Below are 23,871 nucleotides of genomic sequence, written 5' to 3' on the forward strand. Positions count from 1 at the left end.
TCGGGAGTAATAAATATTGCGGATAGTGATGCTGGTGATTATGTAGTTACCTATACAACTAATGGGACTTGTTCGAATTCATCTAATTTTGACATTACAATTAATGATTTAGATAATGCATCATTTTTATATCCAGCGTCTTCTTTTTCAACCACTGAATCAAATACAGCTCCTGTAATAACAGGGTTAGCAGGTGGTGTTTTTACATCTTTACCAGCGGGATTGGTTATCGATAATAACACTGGAGAAATAGATCTAACCAATTCAATACCTAACACCTATACCATTACATATACAATAGCCAGAACATGTGTTAACTCATCTAGTGCGAATATATTTATCATAGACAATTCACCTCCAACTGCAAGTATTACTTCTACTGAAAGTAATCCAACAGGTAATTCTTCATTTGAAATCACTATTACTTTTAGTGAAGAAATCAATGATTTTGATTTAAATGATATTATTGTTCAAAATGGAATTGTAAGTAATCTTTCTGGTGACGGATTATCCTACCAAGCTACGGTCACTGCAACCGAAACAGGAACGGTTACTATTGATATCAATACAAACAGTTTTACAGACCTATATGGCAATGGAAATATTACTACAACTCAATTTAGAATTAATTTTGATAATACTTTAGGTATTAATGACGAAAGTCTATCAAATCGTATTACTATTTATCCAATACCATCCAGAAATACAATCAATATATCAGGTGAAATCAGTTTAAATTTAAAACGTGCTGAATTTTTTGATATTCAAGGTAAACTAATATTTTCCGAAACATTAGATACCAATAGTATTACTAACAGCATTGACATATCTTCAATTCATTCTGGTTTATATTTAATGAGAATAATTTCTGAAACAGACTCGATAACAAAAAAAATACTCAAAGAATAAAATTATTCTTTGAGTATTTAGTTGTATTAGAATTACGTTACTTGAATTGAAATATAGTGCATTAAAACTCAAACTTTTCAAATAACACTCTATTTTTCTATCTATTATGTTTTATTCTTAAATTTTCTTATCCCCCAAGCTACTTTATAGGTTCTGTATAATAGATCATACAATACCATTTCATGCAGACGATTTTTAGACCTAAACAATCGATTCATAAGCATATGAATATAACTACTCATCATGTCATCTAATTGATTTTTATCTACAATCGTCAATATTTCTTTAACCAAATCTTTACTACTTATACTTTTCTCATCTAAAGCATCAATAATCGGAGCGTAATCTGGATCTGAATCTCTTTTAAAACTTAGGAAATTTTTAATTTTATCATGTTCATTTCGGAATTTCTTATCCATTTGCTTCTTAAGCCCCTTATTCATTCCAAACTCAACACCAAATCCAGTCTTTAAACGTTCCAATAAAGCCAACTTATCATCTTCACTATAACCAAAATCCTGAAGCAATTGATCTATAGCTCTAACGCCAAATAACCATCTCAATTCTTCTCCTTCGTCCCCGTCAATCATATCTAAAAAATCCACTATCATTCTGCTATCCAAAAAAAATAATTCTTCTGAGATACTCATAGTTTCTCCTCCGTATCGCTCTACCTCTCTTTGATATGTATCCAATTGTATTTTCCATATAAGATCTTCATCAGAAAACTCTTTTAACGAGCCATATAATGTGTTTATAACCTCAGCAATATTTTCAGGTTTATTATAGTGAAACCTTACTCTAATATGATGTTTTGGATCGTTATATCTTATAAAAAACCACTTATCGATAATTCCTTTGTCTAAAAGATGCGTAGCAATTGGTTTAATAATATCGGTTAGAATCAGGTCAGAGGTTTTAGGTCCAGTGTATATTTTATAATACAACCACTCGCTACCTATAATAAAGGATCTTTGTACATCAACCATTAATTCTGTATATTTTTTAGCTTAGTTTCGTTATAAAAAGACACCACAATTTGATTTGTAAACGCATTTTCTCCTTCTTTTATAGAACTATCTTCGGAATGCAAAAATTCCTTTAATTTAAATCTTTCTCTCTTCTTTACTGTATTCAGCAACATTTTCATTGATGTTATATTCCTCGTATTAATTAACAATTCATTATCTCCATCTACGAGTAGTACAAATTGAGGTAGTTTTTTAGCATCAATAATTTTATGTAATTCGATCTTAAATTCATCATCATCCTTTTGAGATTTCAATAAATCAGCGATATCTAATGATGAAATATTCCAAGTTGCATTAGAGAATATAACATCTTTATACTCAACTCTTGGTAAAAAATCATACTCCTCCGAAAACGGTCCCCAATCAAAACCAATTCCACTTCTTACATTTTGCGTTTGCATATTTGCTAAAAACTGATAAATCGGTAAAGCATTACTCGAAAAATTATGGGCATTTGTTAAATGGGGAACTACTTCTTTATTAAATTTTTTGGAACGTAATTTTACTTTACCTCTTGGGCTTGCAGAAATCATTAAATCATCTAACAAAAGTTGATCTTGGTCAGTAATAATAGATTTTGCTAAATAAGGAATTTCATATTTTCTAAAATTAGGCCGCATCAAAATATTACCAACTCTTGATTCGGGTAAATGCACTATTTCTGCTAAAATTTTGTCCGGATTTAACTTGGTTTCTAAATCAATTATTTCCTGAGTGTAGGTATTTAAAGACTCATCACCGTGACAAAAACGACCCAATAAATTGGCTGCGCTCGAGCCTCCACAACTAGACATTACTATTTTTTGTGCACTATCTATTTCTACTAATTCTACCATAGAAGAAATCGTATCTGGCAAATCCTGCCAGTTTTCTTCTAATCCTTCAAAATCCTTATCTGTAAGTTCTAATAAATGTTTTCCTTCTTTTATAGACGACACTAATTTTTTATGAAGAATTGATTGTATCGAAGACCATTTAACCTCTTTTACAGCTACTTTTTCTTGTTTATATGGCAGTAAAAGATCATCAATAATCTGACTCACATCTCCAGAGTCTTTATCTTGTAAAAAACCAATTCCTAGTTCTACATCAAGCGCTTTTGATAAAGACACCTCTCTACTCTCATAACGTTCATAAAAAGCTGATTTAAATCTAGAAATAAATGTTTCTTTTGGAGGCAAGGTCAATTTGTTAAGTAATGATAACCCTCTTCTTATTTTTCTTATCGTATCATAACTCAGTGTGTTCTTCTCCACCGATAAACTCATATCCGTTTGAAACATATATTTTAACTCAAAACCAGTTTCTAACTTCTTAAGAGATTCGCTAAGATCGATATATTCCTGAGCCGAATTCCCGATATTTTTATCAATATGTTCTAATGTTTCTCGAACATTTTCTAATTCGGAAACAATATGATCAGTTCCTGATAATTTCTGTAGAACAGGCATTATTTGATCTAAAAATTCTGGTCCAGAAACAGAAGGTTCTAATTCACTAATTAATAATTGACTTTCTACCAATTGATCGATATATCCAGAAGCTTCGTCATAGGTAATTTCATCGTCTATTAATACTTCTGCTAAATCACTAAGTAATGCTCCTTTTTTTACTTTAGTTAGTACTTTTTGTAAATATTCTGAGTCCTCCACAGCAACAATATGATGCACTCTTTTACTATTTACATAAGAATATTCTACATATCTAAGTTGTTTTCCTGCTTTATATATACTGGTATTAGGGTAAAACAAGAGTTGATTCCGGATTTTCTTATCCTTTACAATATCCTGTGATAACGCTACCAGATAATTCATATCTAATCGTGTATGCCGATTGTTCTTTGATTTATCAGAAAGTTCTATGGATGTGATGTTAGAAAATTCTCCAACCGCAGTACCGGCAAAAAGACCAAATGGCGTACATCTAGAAGACATCCTACTAAGATATTTCAAAACAGAATACATCATATGTTCTGATGCTGCTTTCTCCTTTATTTCTCCTTTTAGCCACTTTTCAAACTCCTGATATAATGAAGGAGATGCTAAAAAAATCGCTTCTTTAACAATTTTATCCGTACAAACTATTTTTAGTTCTTCTTCACTTAATTCTTCGTTTTTAGTTAACTCTTTATAAAATGAAAAAGAAAAGAGTGGTGTTCTTAAAACGTACTTAGAAAAGTTTTTATAGCTCATAGTTTTGCTATTTGGAATTAACTGATTAATAAACACTCATCCCATTTCGTCTCGAATGGTGCCAAATAAGAAATTATACTCAGTCCAATTCCTGCTACACCTTCTAATAAATTGATTTCTTTTCTCCAACCTTCATCCGTTCCACCAAACCATTGTTTATAACCTACATATCCATCTTCATGTATTGCCATTTTAAGCCCTTCTTCCATCCAAAAATCGGCTGTTTCTTTAAATATTGTCTTTTTTGTTTCTTTATACATATAATTATAAATCTGTACCATACCAAAGGTACCATGGCATAGGCCGTTATCTTTTACTTTAGCCTCTATAAGATCTCTTCTTTTACAGGAGTTTTCCACTGTGTCAATTCCTTTTTGAATAATTGTATCATCTTTTAAAACGTTTCCTACCCGCCATAAGGTTAAGCCAATTCCTAAATCCCCATAACACCATGCCAATCGCTCAACACTATTCTTTTCCTTGCCTTGATATACCCAACTTGGAAAAAAAGAAGAACAAGATACATCTTTGTTTTCATTACATAGAATAAACTGTGTAGCTTTCTCTATTACAGGCATTACTTCATCATAAAAGTCATCATAAATTGCCAAACGTGATAAAAAGTTTATAATACTAGACATTCCATGGGAGAGACTTAAGTTACATCCTCTAATTTCTTTATTTTCGTCTAGATAACTCTCCCATTTCATCATACCATCCTCTTTAATAGCAGCTCTTTTAAGAGAAGCCACAATCTCTAAAAGTTTTACTTTATAGTATTCTTTTAAATCTACAGATTTTGTCCTCTGATATCTTTTAAAAAAATAAAATCCAATCCCTATTACTCCATGAAGAAAATCATAAAATTTATCTTTCTCTCCCATTTGTACGATAGCACTGCTTAAATAAGCATCCAAATCCGATAGAAGTTCATCACTATCTATATCAATAAACTCTTCTTCCTCTAACAATTCTATCACCCAACCTGCTCCGGCAATTCCAGTACAGAAAGTAGGAAAACTATATCCTTCATTAATTTTTTCAATTACAGAAGATATCATTTCTACTCCTATATCAGCATGAGATTCTTGATTAGTAAACTTAGAATAATAAAAATTAAACAATGCGATTCCAGAAATACCTGATAAAACACCAACATGTTCATTCGTCTTATAATTTTCGGAAAGAATGGTACTTATTCTTTCCAGTTTATCTAACAATAGAGGTTTAAGTGTATTCATTTGCTTTTCTTAAATAGTACTATAAAAAAACTGCCCAATTAAGGCAGTTTTCGCGTTTAAAGTATTAAAAAAACTTGTATTTAGATCTATAGTATGACATCATTTTTAAAAATATGTCAAAGTATGACCCATTGGTTTTAGAAACAATATCTTCCTGGAGGAGGACAGCTATTAAAAGCATCTAGGGTAGGACAACAATGTGTTGGATCAATACCACCCTTTATTTTATTAAGGTTTAAGTCACTAATCGTTTGTTTTTTAAGCTCCAATTTTTTCAATGATTTTTTCATGATATTGTATAATTTTTAAAATTACCTACTCTGTTTATGGTTTTCGGCTTCCCCATACCAAAATTGATTATTCTAAATATTCCATTTTGATTCTACAACCAAATTAACACAGAGTAGGAAAGCAAAAAAACATAGTTTCCTCATTTTGGATAAAATACGGAGCAAAAAAAGCCCCGTAATTTTACGGGGCCCTATATTTTATTTCTATTTGACTAAGGTATATGACTATGGTCACAACGTACATCAGAATCAGCGTGTTCCGTCGGTAAACAATCACCTCCTTTAATTTGGCGCAACCCAGCATTATTAATTCTAGCAATAGTAAGCCTTTTCAAGGTTACCTTTTTCTTTAACTGTTTTTTCATTGTATAATATTTAAACGATCAAAATACCAACTGATATCATTACAAAATCGTAAAATTAGATAGATGAAATATAATTTTTATCATTACAAAATCATAGTTTATAAACCGCATTTTGTTCAAAATGCGGTGTTTATTTCCTTATATTAAACACTTTGTACTTTAGGGTGAAGTTTCTCTATATTTTTTATATAATACGACGGATTAAGTCCTGTTTTAGCCTTAAAATGTTTTGTGAAGGAATTATCACTCTTGTATCCTATTTCTGATGCAATGGAACTAATAGAAAATGATCTAAATTTTTTATCATTCTTTAATCTTTTAAGAGCGTAATCAATTCTTAGATCATTGATATAATCATTAAAACTCTTCGCTTTATAGGTATTAATAATTTTAGAAAGATACGTAGCATTTGTTTTTACCTTTTTTGCAATCGACCTTAAATTACAGTCTAAACTCAAAAAATATTCTTGTTCTTCCATCTTAAGCAATCCTTTGAGAACTTCGTTGATTTTTTCATCATCTATTAAAATCTCTTTTGCTACGTCTTTTCTATCAGTAGATTCTATTTTCTCTTTAGTTTCTAGATCTGATATTTTTTTTACAAGCTCGTTAAATACAATTTTATTCGATTTTTGTTTTCTAAAATACACTATTAATACCGTAATCATTATCAAAAAAACCAATGCCAAAATTCCAGAAATATATTCCTTATACTTTTGTTCTTTTACCCGTTTACTTTCTAATTTTTTTATTTGATCGCCCAATTGTTGAGTGTTTTGATCATATATTTTGTTAACAGTTTTGTCCTTATCTTTTTGGAATTGATCTTGTAATTCTTGGTGTCTAGTAAACCAATGAATAGATGCATCCCCATCTCCTATCTCCTTATAACTTTTAGCCAAAAGTACATGTGCATCAATGATTCTATTTTTTCTTAAATCACTTTCTTTTAAAGCATTTATAGTTTCTAGTAGATAATTAATAGCTTTATCATAAGATTTAATATCGTAAAAATAACTTGCCAAAAAATAATTAACGTTGATCCATTGATTTGATCTTTTACTAACCTTCAGGTTCTTTAAAATACCTTCTGCTTTATATAAAAAATTCAACGCTTGATTGAAATCTTTACTTTGATAAAAAACAATACCTTTTTTAATATATAAATCAGCAATAGCTATTTGATAATCCAAAAGTTCACTCATTTTTATACCTATATCAGTATACTTAAGAACAGAGTCAAATTTTTCCAAATCCAAATACACTTCACTAATAATAGTGAGTACATTAACATGATTTTTACCATTCTTAAATGATGTTTTATCAATAAAACTTAGTAATTTATTACAATCAACCAATGCGTTATCCAACTGATTCATGCGCCTTAAAACTATAGCAATATTGGATTTAGCAACAATCTCATTTTTAAGATCCCCTTTTTCTTGCGCCATTTCTAAGACCTGATGATACGCATCTATTGCTTCTTGATTTTGCCAATCTTGTAAATAAGAATTCCCCTGACGTTTATATGCCTCACATAGGGTTTTATCGTCATTATTGGCTGAAGCAATTTTTATAGCTTTATCTAAATAAGATATACTCCTCTCCGACTCTTCTTTCTTATAGAAATAATATCCAATGTCGGAATATACAATGGCAAGATTTGTATTTGGTTTCCTAGATTTATTTAGAGCGATTTCATAAGCTACACTTTCATTGATCTTAGAAGTCTTGATCAAATCAATTAATTCTGTAAAAGTTTTGTTTTCTAAACTATCAACTACTATTGAACCTTTTTCCTGAGCTTGAATTTTTAACGTCAAAACACCGGATACAAACAAACAATAAAGTAGAAACTTTGGGATATATCTATTAACAAAAAAAAACATTCAGATTGATATTGTGTGATCATCCAAATGTAATGATTCTTTTTAAGCTGTTTAGAATGTCCTATTCTGAAAAAGGAGCTCCCTTATCTAAAATTGATCGTACAACTTTGTGATTGTCCAAACCACTTTACTCTATTACGAGAAGCTAATTTATAAATTCCATCACGTAACATTCTTGGCACAAACGCTAAAAGAGCGGCTACCCTTTTCCATTTTGGGATTTTAGAAACAATTCTTAAAAAGCCGTCTGAATGTGTATGAGATCCATTTTCATCAATAAGAATTACGGTATCTAATTGCTCTGTAGGGTATCCATATTTTTTTAGGTATTCTTGACCTTGAGGTGATTGAAACGGAGTAAAATGGAAAAGATCTTCTGGAGCAAATTGCATTAACCAACCAACTACACCATTACACAGATTACATTCTCCATCGAATATAATAATACTTTTGTTTAAAGAAGTTTCCATTTTATTGATTTTTAAGTTTTTACAACCCTATAGTCGTATAAAACCATCAATCATTTCAATACTACGATGAGAATTAAGATAAATCTTAGGATTGTGCGTTGCAATTACTACCGCTTTATTTCTAGATCCGGTAATTTCCTTTAATAATTCAAATATCATTTCAGAATTTTTCTGATCCAAATTTCCTGTCGGCTCATCAGCTACAACCAAAGAAGGATCATTGATTAGTGCCCTAGCAATCGCTACTCGCTGTTGTTGTCCTCCAGAAAGTTGATATGATGGACGCTTTGCAAAATCTTTCATACCTACTTCTTCCAACAAGATAAAAGCATCTTTTTTAATTTCTTCTTTACTCTTTTCTGATAATTTCATCGCTGGAAGCATTACATTCTGCAATACGTCAAACTCAGGAAGTAAATAATGAAACTGATATACAAAACCAATATGTTGGTTTCTAAAATCGGTAAGTGATGAAGGCGTTAAGTCTTTAACATCCTGATTATGGATATTCAAACTCCCTTCAAAATCCATATCTAAGGTGGATAAGATATATAACAAGGTTGATTTTCCGCTTCCGGATTCTCCAAAAACCGAAACCAACTCTCCTTCAGAAATTGACACAGAAATGTTCTTTAACACCTGATGCTTTTCTGGATCAAGAAAGTATTTGTTAATATGTTGTGCCTCTAATATCATATTCCTCTAATAATTGTTACCGGATCCACTTTACTTGCTTTTCTAGAAGGGAAATATCCAGAAACAATAGTGGTCAAAACACCAAACAAAAACCCTAAAATATAGTAAGACATTCTAAAATTAATAGGATATGTATCTACAATGATGAAATCAGAAGTATCCAATGGTGTTGTCGAAATCATATAACTAATTACATACCCTAAAATTCCGCCAAAAAATGCTCCTAAAACTCCAATGATCAATGATTGTATTAAAAAAATAAAAACAATATCATTGCTAGAATATCCAATAGTTTTTAATACTGCAATATCCTTTCTCTTCTGAATTACTGTAATATTTAGAATATTATAGATCCCAAATCCAGCAACTAAGAGTAAGGCAAAAGAAACAGACCAAGTAAGGATATCACGAACCTTATTCCCTATTACAATAGTCTTATTACTATCTTTCCAATCTTCTGTGGTAATTGTATCTATGTTCTTTATGAGATCTTCCTTAAGATTCACATTATTTCTGTCTTTTAGCTTAATATGAATATTGGTTATACCATTTTCATTTCCTAATAAATTTCGCAAAGTACTTGCAGAAACATATGTTCTAACATTATCAATAGTGGTTATCCCGAAACTAAAAATACCAGAAACTTTTAACGCTTGATTCTTTCCATTGGGAAGTATCATTTTAATCGTATCACCAACGGATATTTCTAATCTCTTTGCCAAGCTTATCCCTAAAAGAATTGTATTTTCATTTAACAAACTAGAAAAACCTTCTCCTACTATCAAACGTCTTTCTAGATCAACCACGGTTTGCTCTTGGTCAGGAAAAACACCATTGATACTTCCTGGAAATTGCTTTGTATCACTAATTAAAATTGCTGGTGAAATTATCTGTTGCGCAAAAGATTGTACATTTTCATGATTTGCTAAAAACATATTGATTCTTTCACCGTTTTCTATATAGTTAGACGGTACTAATGAATTGTTTTCTAATTCGGTGTTTGTTTTTTTACTAACAATAATATCTGGACTACCATTAAAAACTGCATCATCCAAAAAGTCATTGACACCAGTCATGAAATTAATCATTACAATAAAAGTAGTCACACCCAATAACACACCAATAGTAGCTAAAAAGCTTTGCTTTTTTCTTGCAGAAAGATATTGTAATGCAATAAATACATTGGTTTTATTAAAAACTTGATTTGACATATTTCTTAGGTCGCTATAGCAAGAATATGATTACACTAATTAATAATAGTATATTTCTGTAATTTCGAACCTTACCAATATTCAAAACCAAAAACTAACTATTTATTTCTTTTACTACTTTTTGCAATAGGGTTAAAATCCAGACATAATTGTATCCAATATTCTAGGTCTTTATCTAAATCGAACCCATCTGGAGTAACAAATGCATACCCTTTCATAGGTCTACCAGTAAAATCCATAGGGTAACACCCTTCTCTTTTTATAGCATTTTTATATGCTTCCTCTCCAATGCGGGCCATCAGTAAATCTGTTTCCTTTTTTTTGTCATAATGAATCCCACAACACATCTTATCATCCACCATAAAGCAAAGGCCCCCCATCATTTTTTTAGTGTAAAAGTTAGCTCTTTTATCTCTAAAAATCTGGTTGATTCTATCCGCTAAATATTCATTATACGCCATTAATATATTGCTTTGATTAAATATTCATTTATTGGACGCATTACCTGCCAATAATCCATAAGCTTATCTATCAGAGATTCACTGGTAATAAGCGCAGGAGATTCTTCGCCGACAAAATAAAATTGCTTATTAGCGATTAAAGGCTCTCTTTCATAAGCCTCTTTCCACTCTTTAGGGACACGCTTTAGTGCTCGTCCTTTTATACTACCAAATTTTTGAACAAAATCATTGTCATTTAATAATTTTCTAAATCCTGAAGAATCTTGGCTAATTTTAGTTCGTATACCGTGTAATTGTTCTTTCGAAACACCAAAACACCCTCCCATCACACCTACCATTTCTGGGGAAAATCGTAAAAACATTCCCGGAACGCTCTTATCCTTGCGACCTCCTCTAGATACAAATGCTGTATAATGGATATTATATGGAGTTTTATCCTTAGAAAAACGAATATCCTTGTTAATACGAAGTATACAATCCTTTGCCTCTATTTCTAAGGTAGGATCATATTTTTGTATTTCCTGAATCATCCTATCTACAAAAACCTCGAAGGGTTTCTTAATACTTAACTCGTATCTTTTCTTGTTAGCATGAAACCATTCTTTATGATTATTTTGTTCAAGTTCTTTAAAAAAGTTTACAAAATCTTCAGTAAAATATTGCATAAGTGAAGTTATTAATATTTAAATATAGTCAAACCATAAATTAGAACGAAATCAAAGCGTACGTATAACTTCTATCTGTTTGTAAACACAAAAATTACAGGCGCTTTGATTTCATTCTAACGGATAGCTCTTTATATGTTAAGACATAGAATGAAATGCCACTCGATTACCTTCTGTATCCAGGAAAACAGCCATAAAGCCATTTTCTCCAATAGAAGTTTTGGGCATTAAAATTTTTCCCCCAGCCCTTTCCACACGAGCTAATGGAATAGCCAAATCATCACCTCCGCTAAGATATGCAAAGGTCCCTTCTTGAGAAGGTGTATTGCCATTTCCATGAGTGATACATCCCCCGACACCGCCTTCTTGATATGGAAAGAAAGCCATTTTAAACTCCATTTCCATCGGTTGTAATTCTGCACCTAACAGCTCATTATAAAATTTCACGGCTCTTTCAAAATTGGTACTTGGTATTTCAAACCAACTAATTGCATTCGACATAATAATATATTTTGTATTGATTAAGAATATCTCAAAGGTATATGATAAGGATCGTTTAGAAAAACATTATTTTTGACAAAACATAGGTTTCTAAAATGAAAAAGAACGAAGAATTATTCTACCTAATTAAATCATTAAGTAAAAGTGAAAAACGTTATTTCAGACTTAGCTCAAAAGGCGGAGAAGACTCGGAATACCTATTGTTGTTTAATGCGATAGAAGAACAAAAAACATATAACGAGGCTATAATAAAAGAAACATTTGCAAACAAATCTTTTGTAAACCAATTAACTACTATAAAAAACTATTTAAAACAACGTATTTTACAGTCTTTGCGAAATTATCACGCTAGGATTTCTATACAGGCTGAATTAATAGACATCATCCGCAATGTAGAAATTCTGTTTCATAAAGGTCTATATACTATTTGCAACAGTGAACTAAAACGTGCAGAAAAAAAAGCAATTAATTTTCAGCAAAATATTGTATTGTTTCAAATTAAAGACTGGAAAAGAAAAGTACATCAGGCATTATACCCTCAGGATTTTGATTCTTTAAAAATTATTATTGTTGAACAGAAAAACTCACTGAATTCTGCTGTTGAATACAGCAATCTTCTATTAGCTAATGTCGACCCCATAAACTCATCTTTTTCTCACAAAAAAACAAATCACTTACACAATAAAACACTAAAAACCTTACACCTATACAGAAAACAACTTGCCGCTAAAAAATATGAAAAAGCAAAAAATACCATAGAAAAACTACTAAAAGAATGGGAACAGCAGCCTGAGTTACTCAAAGAATATTTTACTACCTATTTCTCTGTATACAATAACTATCTAGGATATCTTGTCTTTAAAAAATTACATAAAGAAGCTTTTGTTAGGATCTTGGTTTTAAAACAGAAAGCACAAGAAATCAACTCAAATTCTGCTTCATTAATTAAAGAAAAACTTCGTCTTTATAACATCGAGCTTGAAATTCATCGATATCTAAAAGATCTGCACAACACACAAGAGGTAATCGAAAATATCCAAACCTTTATTAGACAAAACAAAAAAGTTATTCCTTATAATTACTGGCTATCATTTCGCTTTCAATTTTCTACCATTTATTTTCAGAAAAAAGACTATAAAGAATCACTTCACTGGATTAACAACATCTTAAACAATCAAACAAAAAAGGATCGAAAAGATTTGATTACATACACTTATTGGCTTAACCTTTTAGTTCATTATGAACTAGGAAATGGATTGACTTTAAGGTATTTAATTACAGCTATTAAGAAGCATATTAAAAAACGAAAAAACATAGCTTCCTATGAGATGCTGATATTAAAATTATTATCCAAAACGGTCGAGTACTCGGAAAAAGATAAGGAAATTGCTTTCCAGGAATTATCCTTCCGATTAAAAGAAGATCCTATTCCAAAATTTATAATAGGATATGTCAATTTTAATGAATGGATCGATCAAAAATATTAAGTGTTCTAAGTTTCCAAAAGAGAAATAAATTAGTTAGATTTTTACCGGTAGTAGATAAAAAAGCCCATAGTGCAAAACTACAGGCTTGTTAAGTGATTTATACAACTTTATTAATCAGATTCATCAGGTTTAGAGTTTCCATACATTGGTAACCCTTCTATGGGGTACAAAATCTCTTTATTAAAACCATCAAACTTGTAATTAGATAATGTGAAATAATACACAAAACTATCTTCTTTCTTAGGTGACAGTAGTTGTATACTTATTTTGCTAGGTAAATATGCTCCAGAATCTGTTTTTTCACGATCAAATCTAACGGTACCATGTTGTAAACCTTTTGGCATGGTAATAAAAAAATCATTTATCGTGACTTCTGTAAGATCTATAAAACCAGTTTCTTTATTAATATAAATTAGCCAACGATCATATTGATCATTAGGTTCCTCGGACCCCCAAGTAGCATATACCAAATCATACTGTTTATTTTCGAACTCTTTTTCTCCTGCATACCTAATAATCGTTGCATCTAACATTCTAAATGGTGATTCTAATATGTAATGATAGGTTGCCAATCCCCAAATATATCGATCGTGTTCATGCTTTTTTATTTCGTTAGTTTTATCTTTGATTTTATATCCTTGCCAAGATTGTAATCCCTGTATAGTTCCTTTTTTTCTTCCTTCGAGGTATTGCAACTGCCCATCAAAAGTGTTAGTAGCGAAACGAAATTGAAGATCATTTTTATTATTCCCTGGAAAAGCGTTCATAGGCATAACTAACCATCCTTTTTTCCAGTTAAATTGCGCCGTTACTTCATATACATCTGTTTTGGAAAAATTATCGTATCCCATTTTTTCCATAGAAGCCTGTAAAAGTTCTCTTCCTTTTGCTTCTGTTTGATTAGGATTACTTATTAAGTAGTCACTTCGTAAATCAACAGATGAGCAGGATTGAATGATCAAAATAGCTGTTACAAGAGATATCAATTTGATAAATAATTTCATGATTCTTGGATTTAAATTAAACACTGGTTTTCTTTTGTAAATTTTTTAAAGCTTTCTTCATTACTGATGGTAACATGACATTTTTGGCCATCCATTTTTTTATAATATTTCCGTTAGGATCATAGTATTGAGTCCATATGATCTCTGTTCCTTCCATTTTTTCAATAAGCTTAAAATAGCCCAAATGATTCTTAACAATATGCATATCTGCGATCATATATGCGTACCCATATGGCGGATCCCAATGCACTATTTTTTCTTCTAATAAGTCAGGACCGAATTGACAATGCCGCTCACATCCTTCTTTCCATTCACCGCTTTGATTGGCTATAGTAAGATCTACTTCTTTGATCATTGGCATCCAAGATGTCATTCCTTTGTGATCAGAAACTACATCCCAAACCTTATCGATTGGTGCATTGATAAACCTCCCTATCTCAAGTTGCTTGGGAGCATTGGTAAATTGATTTACATCTAATGTTTTCATAACATATATTTTTAATTAGACCGTTCTACTTTTTTAATTTTAAAAAAATATTAAGCTCTTATAAACTTAAAAGTCATTTCTAACCAAGTATCCATATCTTTTCTAGATCTTTCTACTTTCATCTTGAAAAATGTTCCATAAAATCCTGAATGCAAATAATTAGCTATTTCTTTAGGAGTAAAACTATTTGTTATTTCCTTTACTTCCTGACCTTTTCTGGCAACCTCAGCTATTACATCCAGCCATTGATCAAATTGTTCCTTTGTTTCTTCAGCTAATGAATCATATAATCTTCCTGTTTCAATCCCTAAATTGTTAATCAAACATCCACTACAGAAATTATCTTCTTCGTTATATCCAATTAATAACTTATAAAATGACTTTAAGGTATTAATAGGTGTTTCCTCTGATTTTTGAAATATATCCTGAAGCCATTTCCTATTTCCTTCTCCATAGTATTGAATTACCTGTCTTGCAAAATCTTCTTTAGATTTAAAAAAGTTATAAAAAGATCCTTTTGGTATTCCCGCTTCCTTAAGAATTTGGTTGATTCCCACATGATGGTATCCGTTCTTTCGGATTACCTGATATCCGACCTCTAAAATCTCTTCTTTATTATGCTTATATCCCATTGCAAAGCAAATATATAAAATGTTTTTATAAATTAGACCAATTGGTTTATTTTAATATATAATTTAACTAAAAGGGTTGTCATTAACTATGACAAACCCTTTAGTTATCCTACTAAAATAATTATTACTTAACCACCTTTACTTCTGGATATCTCTTTTTAATTTCCTTATACCTTCCATTACTTGCATTTACTTTTTCTCCAGTCTCAACATAATGTTTTAGACCTATCAGCGTTCCTATCAGCGTTTTTTTAAAATTCCCTTTCGCAATTGCTCCGATAAATGCCGGTTTCGTTCTAAACTGAAACTCATAAGAGGCCGTAGAAGTTCCATTCCCATTATCTCTAACTCTATAATAGGCCTGCGAATTATCTATATCCAACGGAAACTTTTCTGCATCAATTACTATATTGCGCATCACCTTATTCTCATTATCAATCTCCTCAATTCTTTCATGTGTCCAACGTGTACCCTTTTCATTAAAACTACATTTACGTTTGGCACCGAGTTCACCCTTTAATGATCCATTAATATAATCAGAGGTGTATATATATGGAGAAAAATTAGAAATCTCCCCATAATCCAATACCATAGCTTCCCATACTCTATCTGGTGATGCTTTAATTTCTATTTCTACCTTAATGATTCGATGCTTCTTCGACATGCTCTGCGAAAAAGCAACCGTACTACATATGAACATAAAGGTTCCCAAAATCCAAGTTTTCATTGTTGCTTTCATAATTTATAATTTGATCTAATACTAAACAGTTTTTAAAGGATGCTTTTTAAAATACTTTACATCGGATTTCAGTTTCGCAGCTGTCTGTTTACCTGTTTCTAAATAATACCGAAGATCAACCATAGTCTGTATAATATCTTTTTTCAACTTGGGTACTATCATCCAACTCATCAATGCTTTTGGTATCGTTGCAAGTTCTATTTCGAGGTCTATCGAAACTTCCGAGGTATTTACACCTCTTTTATGAACTTTCCAGGTATTTCTAGCGCTCTTCATCATAGCTGGTAATCCATCCGCGTAATAAGTGTATGTCATATTATGCTCATCCACTTTTTCTATAATTTCACTAATTTCACCCCAAGTAGAATGGCAACTTCGCCCTCCTTCTAATGTATTAGGTACTTCACGTTTTTCGGAATGATTTACAGTACTTGCCCAATCGCATACTTGTCCATAGTCTTTCCACAACACTTCCCAAACTTTTGCTGCGGGAGCATCTATACTAATTATTTCTTTAATCTTCATCTTGTTTTAGTTTATACTTAGATGCAAATCAGAAAACGGTGTGACAAACAAGCATAAAAAAACCCAAACTTTTTGTTTGGGTTTTACATATATACCTAGCAGTTTCTAATTGAGATTCATAAGCTTCTTTACATGTTCATCATTCACAATGTCTTCTAAAAATGTTCTTTTATCAAAATTGTTTTTATATGGAAGTTTCTGATATAACTGAGCGTACTTATCATCTACATAATCTAACATCGTATCTGCCTGAGGTTTTAATAGATTTCTAAATTCAGAATACTCCTCACGATTGAATAACAAATTTTTACTGTCTATAGCCCTGCCTTTTATAGCATACGTAACTTTTTTATGACAACGACAGGGATTGTTTTTATTTACCAATCCACATTTATTATTCATAAAACTAAAAATATCTGCTCTAGCTCTTGATAATCGTTTCCTAAAATTACTCTTAGATATTCCCAAAATTTCTGAGCCTATAGTATGATCTGCATTGAACATCTCTCCAAGTATAAATGTAATTCGCTGTTCTTTAGTTAAACACAGTAACATCCCACTCATGCACATGTAATTCATTTCACGAATTACCTTCTTATTTTCCTCTTGCTCCAATGCCGTCAATGCAACATCAGGAGTATTACTTAAAGCGCGTTCCATAGTGTCAAAACTATCAAGTACCGTCTCTGCTGGTTTTCGTTTAGACATTAAAAAATGATTAGCAACGATTCTATAAAGCCAAGTTCTAAACGAACTTTCTCCTTTAAACTGTGAAAGCTTAGTAATCACTTTAATATTTACTTCTTGTGTCAAATCTTCTGCATCAGTAGGATTTTTAACCATTTTCCAAGCAATATTGTAGATATATGGTTGATGTTTTAGGACTAAGAACTCCAAAGATTTCTTATTACCTGATTTAGCTTCATTAACTAATTGAATATCTGTAGTATCACCACTATACTCTTTTAAAAAAGGATTCTCCATGATTATTTTTTACTTGGATGCAACAAAACAATATGTGTGACAACTATTAAAGATACTAATTTGACACTTCACTTTTACAAAGAGTTTACCATTGGATTAACAGTATATTAGATAGGCTATTAGTATCTTTAATTTATAGAACAAACTACTTAAAACCAAAACCATGAAAACCATACAATTCATTAAATTAGGAATACTTTGCACATCGGTAACTTTACTAAGTTGTAATCAGAAAAAAGAAGAGAATTTAACTACGGAAACTTCAATCGCTAAAACTGTAGAAGAAAAGCAACCTGAGAAAAAGGAAATTACTTATGATGTCACTAAACCTAAAACTATTATTAATGCAGTTGCCGAAGCTTCTGGAGGTTGGAACAACATTTGGAATCTTAAGGATGTAGAATACACCTATACCTACGAGCAAGCAGATGGAAAAAAAGACGTTTCTATCGAACGCTATATTTTTGATGGCGAATATTCTTGGGGTAAATACGCCACACATCAAGTAAATGTGCTACCTGAAGGTGAACAGACCATCGTACAGAATTTTTCTAAAGGAACAGCTTCAGTAAGTATGGACGGTAAACCGATGACTGATGAAAAAATGATTGGAACTTCCGATTTCCTACGTCAGGTAAACTATTACTGGTTTATGATGAACTTTAAAATTGGCGATCCCGGAACCATTTATGAATACAAAGGTCAGGAAACCATTAACGGAAAAGTATATGATAAGGTCTCCGTAGCCTATGATCCACAAAAAACGGGTAAAGAAGCCAATGATGCCTATATTCTTTACGTAAATCCGGAAACCAAACTGATAGATCAATTCTATTTCTCTCTACCAGCTTGGGGAATCAATGAGACTGTATTATTAATGAAAGTAACATATACCGAAATTGATGGTATACAAGTATCTACACATCGATATGCATATATCCCCAATGAAAAAGGAGAGTATCCTAAAGAGCCATCTTTATCTGAGATTTCTACCAACATAAAATTTAATAACGGATTTACTCCGGAAGACCTTAAAATCTAAGCAATTTTAAGAAACTAGTATAAAAAGGGATACCAGGCGGTATCCCTTTTTACATATGACACTGATATTGCTAATTCTATTAAAGCTGTCACACTTTCTTTTTTATAGAATCTAAAAAGTGTAATAACTTTTAAAATAATACATCATGAAACTTACAAAATTTTTATGCTTATTAGTAATAATACTATTAGGATCGAGGAATATTAATGCTCAAAAATCTAATGCCAATATCACCTTAACAAAGGTTGTAGATACTTCTGCCGATAATGTTTGGGATAAATTAAGACAGTTAGATGATATTGATAAATATTCGTCTGCTATTTCTAAAGTAAAATGGACTGGTGAAAAAGGAATCGGTGGCCAAAGAGTATGTACATCCGCAGACGGACAAGGATACTTTAAAGAAAGTATTATCGCGTTTGATGATCAAAATCGCACTTATACATATGCATTAGTAGAAGGTGTTCCCACAAAAGGAATGATTAACAACTTTAAGGTAATAGACCTAGGATATCAAAAATCCATGATTGTATGGACCAGTAACTATGATCAGTTTATGAAAAACCCACAAATGACTGAAAAGCAATTCTTAGGATTTTTAAACCAATCTGCTAGTGAGATGATTGCCAATGTGGCAATTGCCGCAGTAAAATAGTTTTGATCTGATGCCTTTAAATGATGTTTGAAACATAACATCCCCATTGTCACACTGAGCCTGTCGTAGTATAATATAAAAAAATTGTTTTAACCATCTTCGACAAGCTCAGACTGACATAAATATATCAACTAAATCTTCCATATATAAAATTTATTTTTCTTTCTACTTGAGTTAATAATCCAAAGTTATGTTAAAGTGCTAAAAGCTATGTACACTTCTAAAAACTATCATATCAAAACAATAAAAACCAACGGAGGAAACGATTTTAAGAAATGGAATGGTTAATTGACATTTATTTTAATCTTCTTATTTTCAGTGTTTTAAACACAATAAACAAAACTTTAACACAATAAATTTTGAATTACTAGACGAGTGGTCATAATTTTGATCTTTCAAAAATCAAAATGTCAAAGACCTTAAAACACGAAATCAAAGCGGATTATCTCCTAGAAAAAGGGGTAGAGATCATATGGTCCAAAGGTTATAATGGCACTAGTGTAAACGACATTGTAAAAGCAGCAGATGTACCAAAAGGTTCCTTTTACTTTTATTTTGATAGTAAAGAAGATTTTGCAATAAAAGCATTGGATAAATACTTTACTATGCAATTTTCTCCTGCCTTGGATATTCTTCAAAATAGTGATGGGTCTCCTAAAGAACGTCTACTAAACTTTTACCAATTCCGTATAAAAGTTTTAAAAGAACAATTAGAATGCAAAATGGGATGTCTTGGATGTAATTTGAGTAATGAAATGTCTGAGCATAACGAAAACATAAGGAATGCTGTATTAGATAGACATAATTTGGTGAAAACTGAAATAACCAAGGTTGTTAAAGAAGCCCAACAATCCGGCGAAATAAATTCTTCTATTAATGCAGAGGATCTAGTTGGATTTATTGAAGATGCAGGAAAAGGGGCGATGATAACAATGAAAGAAATGAAGGATTCATACCCTGTCGATAATCATCTGAATATGGTAACACACTTATTAATTAAATAATTTTTTTTATTCTATTAATAGACGACTGGTCAATTATTAATTTATTTCAAAAATTTAACCAAAATTTGTCCAAGTAGAATAAATTAAAACGTCAATATATTAAACAATCATAAATCACACTAAGTCAACATAACATGACATATAGTCGACTGGTCAACTAAATTTAAAAAAATGAATACAATAAGAAAATTAGGCAATGCTTTTTCAAAAAAATGGGCAGAATTTGTTATCAAATTCAAATGGCCAGTTTTGATCACAACTTTAATCTTAGCGATGGGGTTAGGTTCGCAAGGAAAAATGGAATTTGATGGAGATTATCATGTCTTTTTCAGTAAATCAAATCCAGAACTAGAAGCATTCGATGCTCTACAAGAAAAATATACCAAGGATGACAATGTTGTAATAGTCTTAACACCGTCTAATGGCGATATTTTCACAAGAGAAAATTTAACTGCAATAGAAGAACTTACTGCCCAAGCATGGAACACCCCTTACTCTTCTCGGGTAGATGCTGTTACAAATTTCCAATACACTAGTGCTCAAGGTGATGATCTCTATGTAGACGATCTTTCCTATGAATCTTCTAACAAAACTGAAGCAGAAATTGAAGTAATTAAAGAAAAAGCATTAAAAGAACCACTTTTGGTAAATCGTATTCTTAATGAAACCGGCACAGTAACAGCAATCAACGTAACAGTACGACTGCCTGGTGAAGATAGTGCGAAAGAAATACCAGAAGTTACCGCTTTCATCCGCAGTACTATTTCAGATTTTAAAAATAAGTATCCAAACTTTGAAATCCATTCTTCTGGATTAGTTCCATTAAATACGGCATTCTTCGAATCCTCTATGAATGACCTTATGCTGACCATGATTATGTTAATCATTGTTATTATTACAACCTTCATTCTTACACGAAATATCTATAGTACTATTGCAACTTTTGTAGTAGTTATATTTTCAATTATGAGTGCTGTTGGATTTGTTGGATTAGCAGGTATAAAGTTAACTCCTCCATCTTCTGTATTTCCTACTATGATATTAACATTAGCGGTTGCAGATAGTATTCACATTTTGATCACCATGCTTCAGAAAATGAGAAAAGATGGATTCTCCAAAAAAGATGCATTGGTAGAATCTATGCGACTTAATTTCATGCCAGTTTTCATTACTAGCTTAACCACAGTCATTGGGTTTTTAACTATGAATTTCGGAGATGTTCCGCCATTCTGGGATTTAGGAAATATTACCGCTTTCGGTATGACTATGGCGTTCCTATATTCCACTACAGCACTGCCCGCTTTAATGGCAATATTACCAATAAAAGTAAAAACTAAGGAAATAGCAACTTCAGAAAAAATAAGTTGGTATACCTCTTTAGGACATACGGTTGCTAAACAACCCGTAAGACTTACAATTATCTCAACAATTGTTATTGGTATTTTGACATTTTTAGCCACAAAAAATAGGTTTAACGATGAGTTTATTAACTATTTTGATGAGACTGTTACGTTTAGAACCGATACTGATTATATCAGTGAAAACCTAACAGGTATCTATAATGTAGAATTCTCTGTAGGTAGCGGAGAAAGTGGAGGGATTAACAACCCACAATATCTAAACAAACTAAATGAATTCGAAAATTGGCTCAATGAACAACCAGAAGTTGTACATGTAAACGCTTTTAGTGAAGTTGCTAGAAGAGTAAATCGTTCTATGCACGGTGATGATCAAAACTATTATAAGATCCCAAAAAGTCGTGAAGAAGCAGCTCAATACTTATTGCTATATGAATTATCTCTTCCATTCGGATTGGATTTAAACAATCAAATTAACGTAGATAAATCGGAAACACGTGTAACTGTCACCATCGAAAATATTAAAAGTGCTGATATGATCGCTTTTGCAGATCGTGCAGAAACTTGGTTACAAAACAATACACCAAAACCAATGCACGCAATAGGTGTGAGTCCAACATTAATGTTCTCTACACTTGGTTTTAGACAAGCAGACAGTATGTTTACTGGTAATATTATTGCATTGATTTTAATATCCCTTGTATTAATGTTTGCATTAAGAAATTTCAAATTAGGTATGCTAAGTATTATTCCAAATGTAACTCCTGTTTTAGTTGGTTTTGGTTTCTGGGCCCTATATAAAGCCCAAATTAATACAGGAATGGTAATCGTATTCGGAATGACATTAGGGATCATAGTAGATGACACTGTTCATTTTATGAGTAAGTTTTTACGAGCTCGAAGAGAATTAGGTTATGATGCTAAAGAAGCTGTGATTTATGCTTTTGAAACAGTAGGTAAAGCTTTAGTAACTACCACTATTGTCCTACTAGCAGGATTCGCAGTACTTTCTACTTCTTCTTTTGCATTAAACAGCTATATGGCAAGAATTACATTAATCATAATCTCATCAGCCTTAATCATCGATTTTATACTGCTTCCTTCACTTCTTATTCTAACTAGTAAAAAGAATGAATCAAAAGATGCTGTAAAAGATTTAAAACCACAAATACAACTTGACAAATAATTTTAAAAAATAAAATAATGAAAAAATTAATTTTAACAGGAATCGCTTTACTAAGCATTTCCATGACACAAGCACAAAGTGCAGAAGAACGAGGTTTACAAATTGCCAAAGAAGCCGACAAAGCCGATCAAGGTTTTAATAGTTCGATAGTAAATCTAAAAATGACTTTAAAAAATAAAAATGGCCAAACAAGCGAACGTTTATTAATTACTAGAACCTTAGAACAGTCTGATGATGGTGATAAATCCATGATTGTATTTAATAGCCCTAAAGATGTAAAAGGAACTTCAACACTTACTTTTACACACAAAATAGGGTCAGACGATCAATGGCTTTTTTTACCATCCATAAAAAGAGTGAAAAGAATTTCATCAAACAATAAGTCTGGTCCTTTTGTAGGTAGCGAATTTGCCTATGAAGATCTCTCCTCTCAGGAAGTAGAAAAATATAGTTATAAATTTCTGGAAGAAAACGGGAATTTACTTGTCGTAGAACAAGATCCTGTAGATCCAAAATCCGGATATACAAGGAGAGTAGTTACCTATAACAAAGATAAAGCATATCGTTTAGAAAAAGTAGAATTCTACGATCGCAAAAACTCTTTACTAAAAACACTTACCTACAGTGATTATAAATTATATAAAGGTAAATTTTGGAGAGCATTAACCTTAGATATGGTAAATCACCAAAGCAATAAAGAAACACAATTAAAATTTAGTGATTACAATTTCGAATCCGAATTATCCGAAGATGATTTTACACAAGTAGCTCTTAAAAGAGCTGGGAAATAATCTCAAAATCCTAGCACACATAAGACACGTTTTTAGTTCTGATCTTACTCTTTACC

25 protein-coding genes are annotated in these 23,871 nt (G+C 31.4%); 7 read left to right on the forward strand and 18 right to left on the reverse strand.

Annotated elements, in window-relative coordinates; all coding sequences use genetic code 11:
- Nucleotides 1-909: Ig-like domain-containing protein (locus H526_RS29530; RefSeq protein WP_035086017.1), on the forward strand; the 909-nt coding region annotated here is incomplete at its 5' end.
- Between the two features lie 104 nt (nt 910-1,013).
- Here the strand turns inward: H526_RS29530 and H526_RS0117935 are convergent.
- The 12 genes from H526_RS0117935 to H526_RS0117985 form a co-directional block, all read right to left on the reverse strand.
- Nucleotides 1,014-1,898, reverse strand: coding sequence for a thiopeptide-type bacteriocin biosynthesis protein (locus H526_RS0117935; protein ID WP_027394259.1), 885 nt, complete (start codon nt 1,896-1,898; stop codon nt 1,014-1,016).
- Complete coding sequence (locus H526_RS0117940; RefSeq protein ID WP_035086019.1) at nt 1,898-4,132, reverse strand: lantibiotic dehydratase family protein; 2,235 nt, start codon at nt 4,130-4,132, stop codon at nt 1,898-1,900. The genes H526_RS0117935 and H526_RS0117940 overlap by 1 nt, the downstream gene beginning before the upstream one ends.
- Before the next feature lie 17 nt (nt 4,133-4,149).
- Entirely contained in the window at nt 4,150-5,373 is a 1,224-nt protein-coding gene (locus H526_RS0117945) for a lanthionine synthetase C family protein (protein WP_027394261.1), read from the reverse strand.
- A gap of 137 nt (nt 5,374-5,510) precedes the next feature.
- The gene (locus H526_RS31885; RefSeq protein WP_155839727.1) at nt 5,511-5,663 is read right to left on the reverse strand and encodes a hypothetical protein; all 153 of its coding nucleotides are present in this window, start codon (nt 5,661-5,663) and stop codon (nt 5,511-5,513) included.
- A 212-nt stretch (nt 5,664-5,875) separates the two neighbouring features.
- On the reverse strand, nt 5,876-6,028 hold the full coding sequence (locus tag H526_RS31890) for a class I lanthipeptide (protein WP_155839728.1): 153 nt from the start codon (nt 6,026-6,028) through the stop codon (nt 5,876-5,878).
- A gap of 143 nt (nt 6,029-6,171) precedes the next feature.
- Nucleotides 6,172-7,851, reverse strand: a complete 1,680-nt coding sequence (locus tag H526_RS0117955) for a helix-turn-helix domain-containing protein (RefSeq protein ID WP_162144505.1) — start codon at nt 7,849-7,851, stop codon at nt 6,172-6,174.
- A gap of 149 nt (nt 7,852-8,000) precedes the next feature.
- Nucleotides 8,001-8,387, reverse strand: a complete 387-nt coding sequence (locus H526_RS0117960; RefSeq protein WP_035086021.1) for a thiol-disulfide oxidoreductase DCC family protein — start codon at nt 8,385-8,387, stop codon at nt 8,001-8,003.
- A gap of 27 nt (nt 8,388-8,414) precedes the next feature.
- A complete protein-coding gene (locus tag H526_RS0117965) occupies nt 8,415-9,083 on the reverse strand; it encodes an ABC transporter ATP-binding protein (RefSeq protein ID WP_027394264.1) in 669 nt (222 codons plus the stop codon).
- Nucleotides 9,080-10,294 (reverse strand): ABC transporter permease, encoded by a 1,215-nt coding sequence (locus tag H526_RS0117970; RefSeq protein WP_051336227.1) that lies wholly within the window; start codon nt 10,292-10,294, stop codon nt 9,080-9,082. The genes H526_RS0117965 and H526_RS0117970 overlap by 4 nt, the downstream gene beginning before the upstream one ends.
- A gap of 98 nt (nt 10,295-10,392) precedes the next feature.
- Nucleotides 10,393-10,755, reverse strand: a complete 363-nt coding sequence (locus H526_RS0117975; protein WP_027394266.1) for a TfoX/Sxy family protein — start codon at nt 10,753-10,755, stop codon at nt 10,393-10,395.
- The gene (locus H526_RS0117980; RefSeq protein ID WP_027394267.1) at nt 10,755-11,420 is read right to left on the reverse strand and encodes a DUF2461 domain-containing protein; all 666 of its coding nucleotides are present in this window, start codon (nt 11,418-11,420) and stop codon (nt 10,755-10,757) included. The genes H526_RS0117975 and H526_RS0117980 overlap by 1 nt, the downstream gene beginning before the upstream one ends.
- Before the next feature lie 138 nt (nt 11,421-11,558).
- Complete coding sequence (locus tag H526_RS0117985) at nt 11,559-11,921, reverse strand: VOC family protein (protein ID WP_027394268.1); 363 nt, start codon at nt 11,919-11,921, stop codon at nt 11,559-11,561.
- Nucleotides 11,922-12,016: 95 nt separating this feature from the next.
- Between H526_RS0117985 and H526_RS0117990 the strand changes: the two genes are divergently transcribed.
- A complete protein-coding gene (locus H526_RS0117990) occupies nt 12,017-13,408 on the forward strand; it encodes a hypothetical protein (RefSeq protein WP_027394269.1) in 1,392 nt (463 codons plus the stop codon).
- 110 nt (nt 13,409-13,518) lie between these two features.
- On the opposite strand, the gene H526_RS0117995 is transcribed toward H526_RS0117990, so the two are convergent.
- The 6 genes from H526_RS0117995 to H526_RS0118020 form a co-directional block, all read right to left on the reverse strand.
- Nucleotides 13,519-14,412: a hypothetical protein gene (locus H526_RS0117995; protein WP_155839729.1), complete on the reverse strand. Its 894-nt coding sequence runs from the start codon at nt 14,410-14,412 to the stop codon at nt 13,519-13,521.
- 16 nt (nt 14,413-14,428) lie between these two features.
- A complete protein-coding gene (locus H526_RS0118000; RefSeq protein WP_027394271.1) occupies nt 14,429-14,899 on the reverse strand; it encodes an SRPBCC family protein in 471 nt (156 codons plus the stop codon).
- Nucleotides 14,900-14,949: 50 nt separating this feature from the next.
- Nucleotides 14,950-15,531 (reverse strand): TetR/AcrR family transcriptional regulator, encoded by a 582-nt coding sequence (locus tag H526_RS0118005; RefSeq protein WP_027394272.1) that lies wholly within the window; start codon nt 15,529-15,531, stop codon nt 14,950-14,952.
- 124 nt (nt 15,532-15,655) lie between these two features.
- Nucleotides 15,656-16,270: an SRPBCC family protein gene (locus tag H526_RS0118010; protein ID WP_027394273.1), complete on the reverse strand. Its 615-nt coding sequence runs from the start codon at nt 16,268-16,270 to the stop codon at nt 15,656-15,658.
- A gap of 21 nt (nt 16,271-16,291) precedes the next feature.
- Nucleotides 16,292-16,795, reverse strand: coding sequence for an SRPBCC family protein (locus H526_RS0118015; protein WP_027394274.1), 504 nt, complete (start codon nt 16,793-16,795; stop codon nt 16,292-16,294).
- A 105-nt stretch (nt 16,796-16,900) separates the two neighbouring features.
- Nucleotides 16,901-17,779: an RNA polymerase sigma factor gene (locus H526_RS0118020; RefSeq protein WP_027394275.1), complete on the reverse strand. Its 879-nt coding sequence runs from the start codon at nt 17,777-17,779 to the stop codon at nt 16,901-16,903.
- 163 nt (nt 17,780-17,942) lie between these two features.
- Here H526_RS0118020 and H526_RS29535 point away from each other — a divergent pair, with 163 nt between their 5' ends.
- The 5 genes from H526_RS29535 (at nt 17,943) to H526_RS0118045 (ending at nt 23,815) form a co-directional block, all read left to right on the forward strand.
- Nucleotides 17,943-18,821, forward strand: coding sequence for a DUF6503 family protein (locus tag H526_RS29535; protein WP_027394276.1), 879 nt, complete (start codon nt 17,943-17,945; stop codon nt 18,819-18,821).
- A gap of 145 nt (nt 18,822-18,966) precedes the next feature.
- The gene (locus tag H526_RS0118030; RefSeq protein ID WP_027394277.1) at nt 18,967-19,476 is read left to right on the forward strand and encodes an SRPBCC family protein; all 510 of its coding nucleotides are present in this window, start codon (nt 18,967-18,969) and stop codon (nt 19,474-19,476) included.
- A 407-nt stretch (nt 19,477-19,883) separates the two neighbouring features.
- A complete protein-coding gene (locus H526_RS0118035; protein WP_027394278.1) occupies nt 19,884-20,480 on the forward strand; it encodes a TetR/AcrR family transcriptional regulator in 597 nt (198 codons plus the stop codon).
- 171 nt (nt 20,481-20,651) lie between these two features.
- Nucleotides 20,652-23,024: an efflux RND transporter permease subunit gene (locus H526_RS29540; protein ID WP_051336228.1), complete on the forward strand. Its 2,373-nt coding sequence runs from the start codon at nt 20,652-20,654 to the stop codon at nt 23,022-23,024.
- A gap of 17 nt (nt 23,025-23,041) precedes the next feature.
- Nucleotides 23,042-23,815 carry an outer membrane lipoprotein-sorting protein gene (locus H526_RS0118045; protein ID WP_027394279.1) on the forward strand — a complete coding sequence of 258 codons (774 nt, stop codon included), beginning with the start codon at nt 23,042-23,044 and terminating at the stop codon, nt 23,813-23,815.
- Nucleotides 23,816-23,871: the final 56 nt, after the last annotated feature.

Origin of the sequence: Aquimarina latercula DSM 2041 (genome assembly GCF_000430645.1) — a bacterium.
In the GTDB taxonomy this organism is placed as follows: domain Bacteria; phylum Bacteroidota; class Bacteroidia; order Flavobacteriales; family Flavobacteriaceae; genus Aquimarina; species Aquimarina latercula.

What these genes read in the sequence shown, in the direction of transcription:
- H526_RS0117935 (WP_027394259.1), bottom strand. Translation starts at nt 1,898, where the DNA reads ATGGTTGATGTACAAAGATCCTTTATTATAGGTAGCGAGTGGTTGTAT.
- H526_RS0118020 (WP_027394275.1), bottom strand. Translation starts at nt 17,779, where the DNA reads ATGGAGAATCCTTTTTTAAAAGAGTATAGTGGTGATACTACAGATATT.
- H526_RS0117975 (WP_027394266.1), bottom strand. Translation starts at nt 10,755, where the DNA reads ATGGCGTATAATGAATATTTAGCGGATAGAATCAACCAGATTTTTAGA.
- H526_RS31890 (WP_155839728.1), bottom strand. Translation starts at nt 6,028, where the DNA reads ATGAAAAAACAGTTAAAGAAAAAGGTAACCTTGAAAAGGCTTACTATT.
- H526_RS29540 (WP_051336228.1), top strand. Translation starts at nt 20,652, where the DNA reads ATGAATACAATAAGAAAATTAGGCAATGCTTTTTCAAAAAAATGGGCA.
- H526_RS31885 (WP_155839727.1), bottom strand. Translation starts at nt 5,663, where the DNA reads ATGAAAAAATCATTGAAAAAATTGGAGCTTAAAAAACAAACGATTAGT.
- H526_RS29535 (WP_027394276.1), top strand. Translation starts at nt 17,943, where the DNA reads ATGAAAACCATACAATTCATTAAATTAGGAATACTTTGCACATCGGTA.
- H526_RS0117985 (WP_027394268.1), bottom strand. Translation starts at nt 11,921, where the DNA reads ATGTCGAATGCAATTAGTTGGTTTGAAATACCAAGTACCAATTTTGAA.
- H526_RS0118010 (WP_027394273.1), bottom strand. Translation starts at nt 16,270, where the DNA reads ATGAAAGCAACAATGAAAACTTGGATTTTGGGAACCTTTATGTTCATA.
- H526_RS0117965 (WP_027394264.1), bottom strand. Translation starts at nt 9,083, where the DNA reads ATGATATTAGAGGCACAACATATTAACAAATACTTTCTTGATCCAGAA.
- H526_RS0117995 (WP_155839729.1), bottom strand. Translation starts at nt 14,412, where the DNA reads ATGAAATTATTTATCAAATTGATATCTCTTGTAACAGCTATTTTGATC.
- H526_RS0118045 (WP_027394279.1), top strand. Translation starts at nt 23,042, where the DNA reads ATGAAAAAATTAATTTTAACAGGAATCGCTTTACTAAGCATTTCCATG.
- H526_RS0118030 (WP_027394277.1), top strand. Translation starts at nt 18,967, where the DNA reads ATGAAACTTACAAAATTTTTATGCTTATTAGTAATAATACTATTAGGA.
- H526_RS0117980 (WP_027394267.1), bottom strand. Translation starts at nt 11,420, where the DNA reads ATGCAATATTTTACTGAAGATTTTGTAAACTTTTTTAAAGAACTTGAA.
- H526_RS0118015 (WP_027394274.1), bottom strand. Translation starts at nt 16,795, where the DNA reads ATGAAGATTAAAGAAATAATTAGTATAGATGCTCCCGCAGCAAAAGTT.
- H526_RS0118005 (WP_027394272.1), bottom strand. Translation starts at nt 15,531, where the DNA reads ATGGGATATAAGCATAATAAAGAAGAGATTTTAGAGGTCGGATATCAG.
- H526_RS0117960 (WP_035086021.1), bottom strand. Translation starts at nt 8,387, where the DNA reads ATGGAAACTTCTTTAAACAAAAGTATTATTATATTCGATGGAGAATGT.
- H526_RS0118000 (WP_027394271.1), bottom strand. Translation starts at nt 14,899, where the DNA reads ATGAAAACATTAGATGTAAATCAATTTACCAATGCTCCCAAGCAACTT.
- H526_RS0118035 (WP_027394278.1), top strand. Translation starts at nt 19,884, where the DNA reads ATGTCAAAGACCTTAAAACACGAAATCAAAGCGGATTATCTCCTAGAA.
- H526_RS0117945 (WP_027394261.1), bottom strand. Translation starts at nt 5,373, where the DNA reads ATGAATACACTTAAACCTCTATTGTTAGATAAACTGGAAAGAATAAGT.
- H526_RS0117940 (WP_035086019.1), bottom strand. Translation starts at nt 4,132, where the DNA reads ATGAGCTATAAAAACTTTTCTAAGTACGTTTTAAGAACACCACTCTTT.
- H526_RS0117990 (WP_027394269.1), top strand. Translation starts at nt 12,017, where the DNA reads ATGAAAAAGAACGAAGAATTATTCTACCTAATTAAATCATTAAGTAAA.
- H526_RS0117970 (WP_051336227.1), bottom strand. Translation starts at nt 10,294, where the DNA reads ATGTCAAATCAAGTTTTTAATAAAACCAATGTATTTATTGCATTACAA.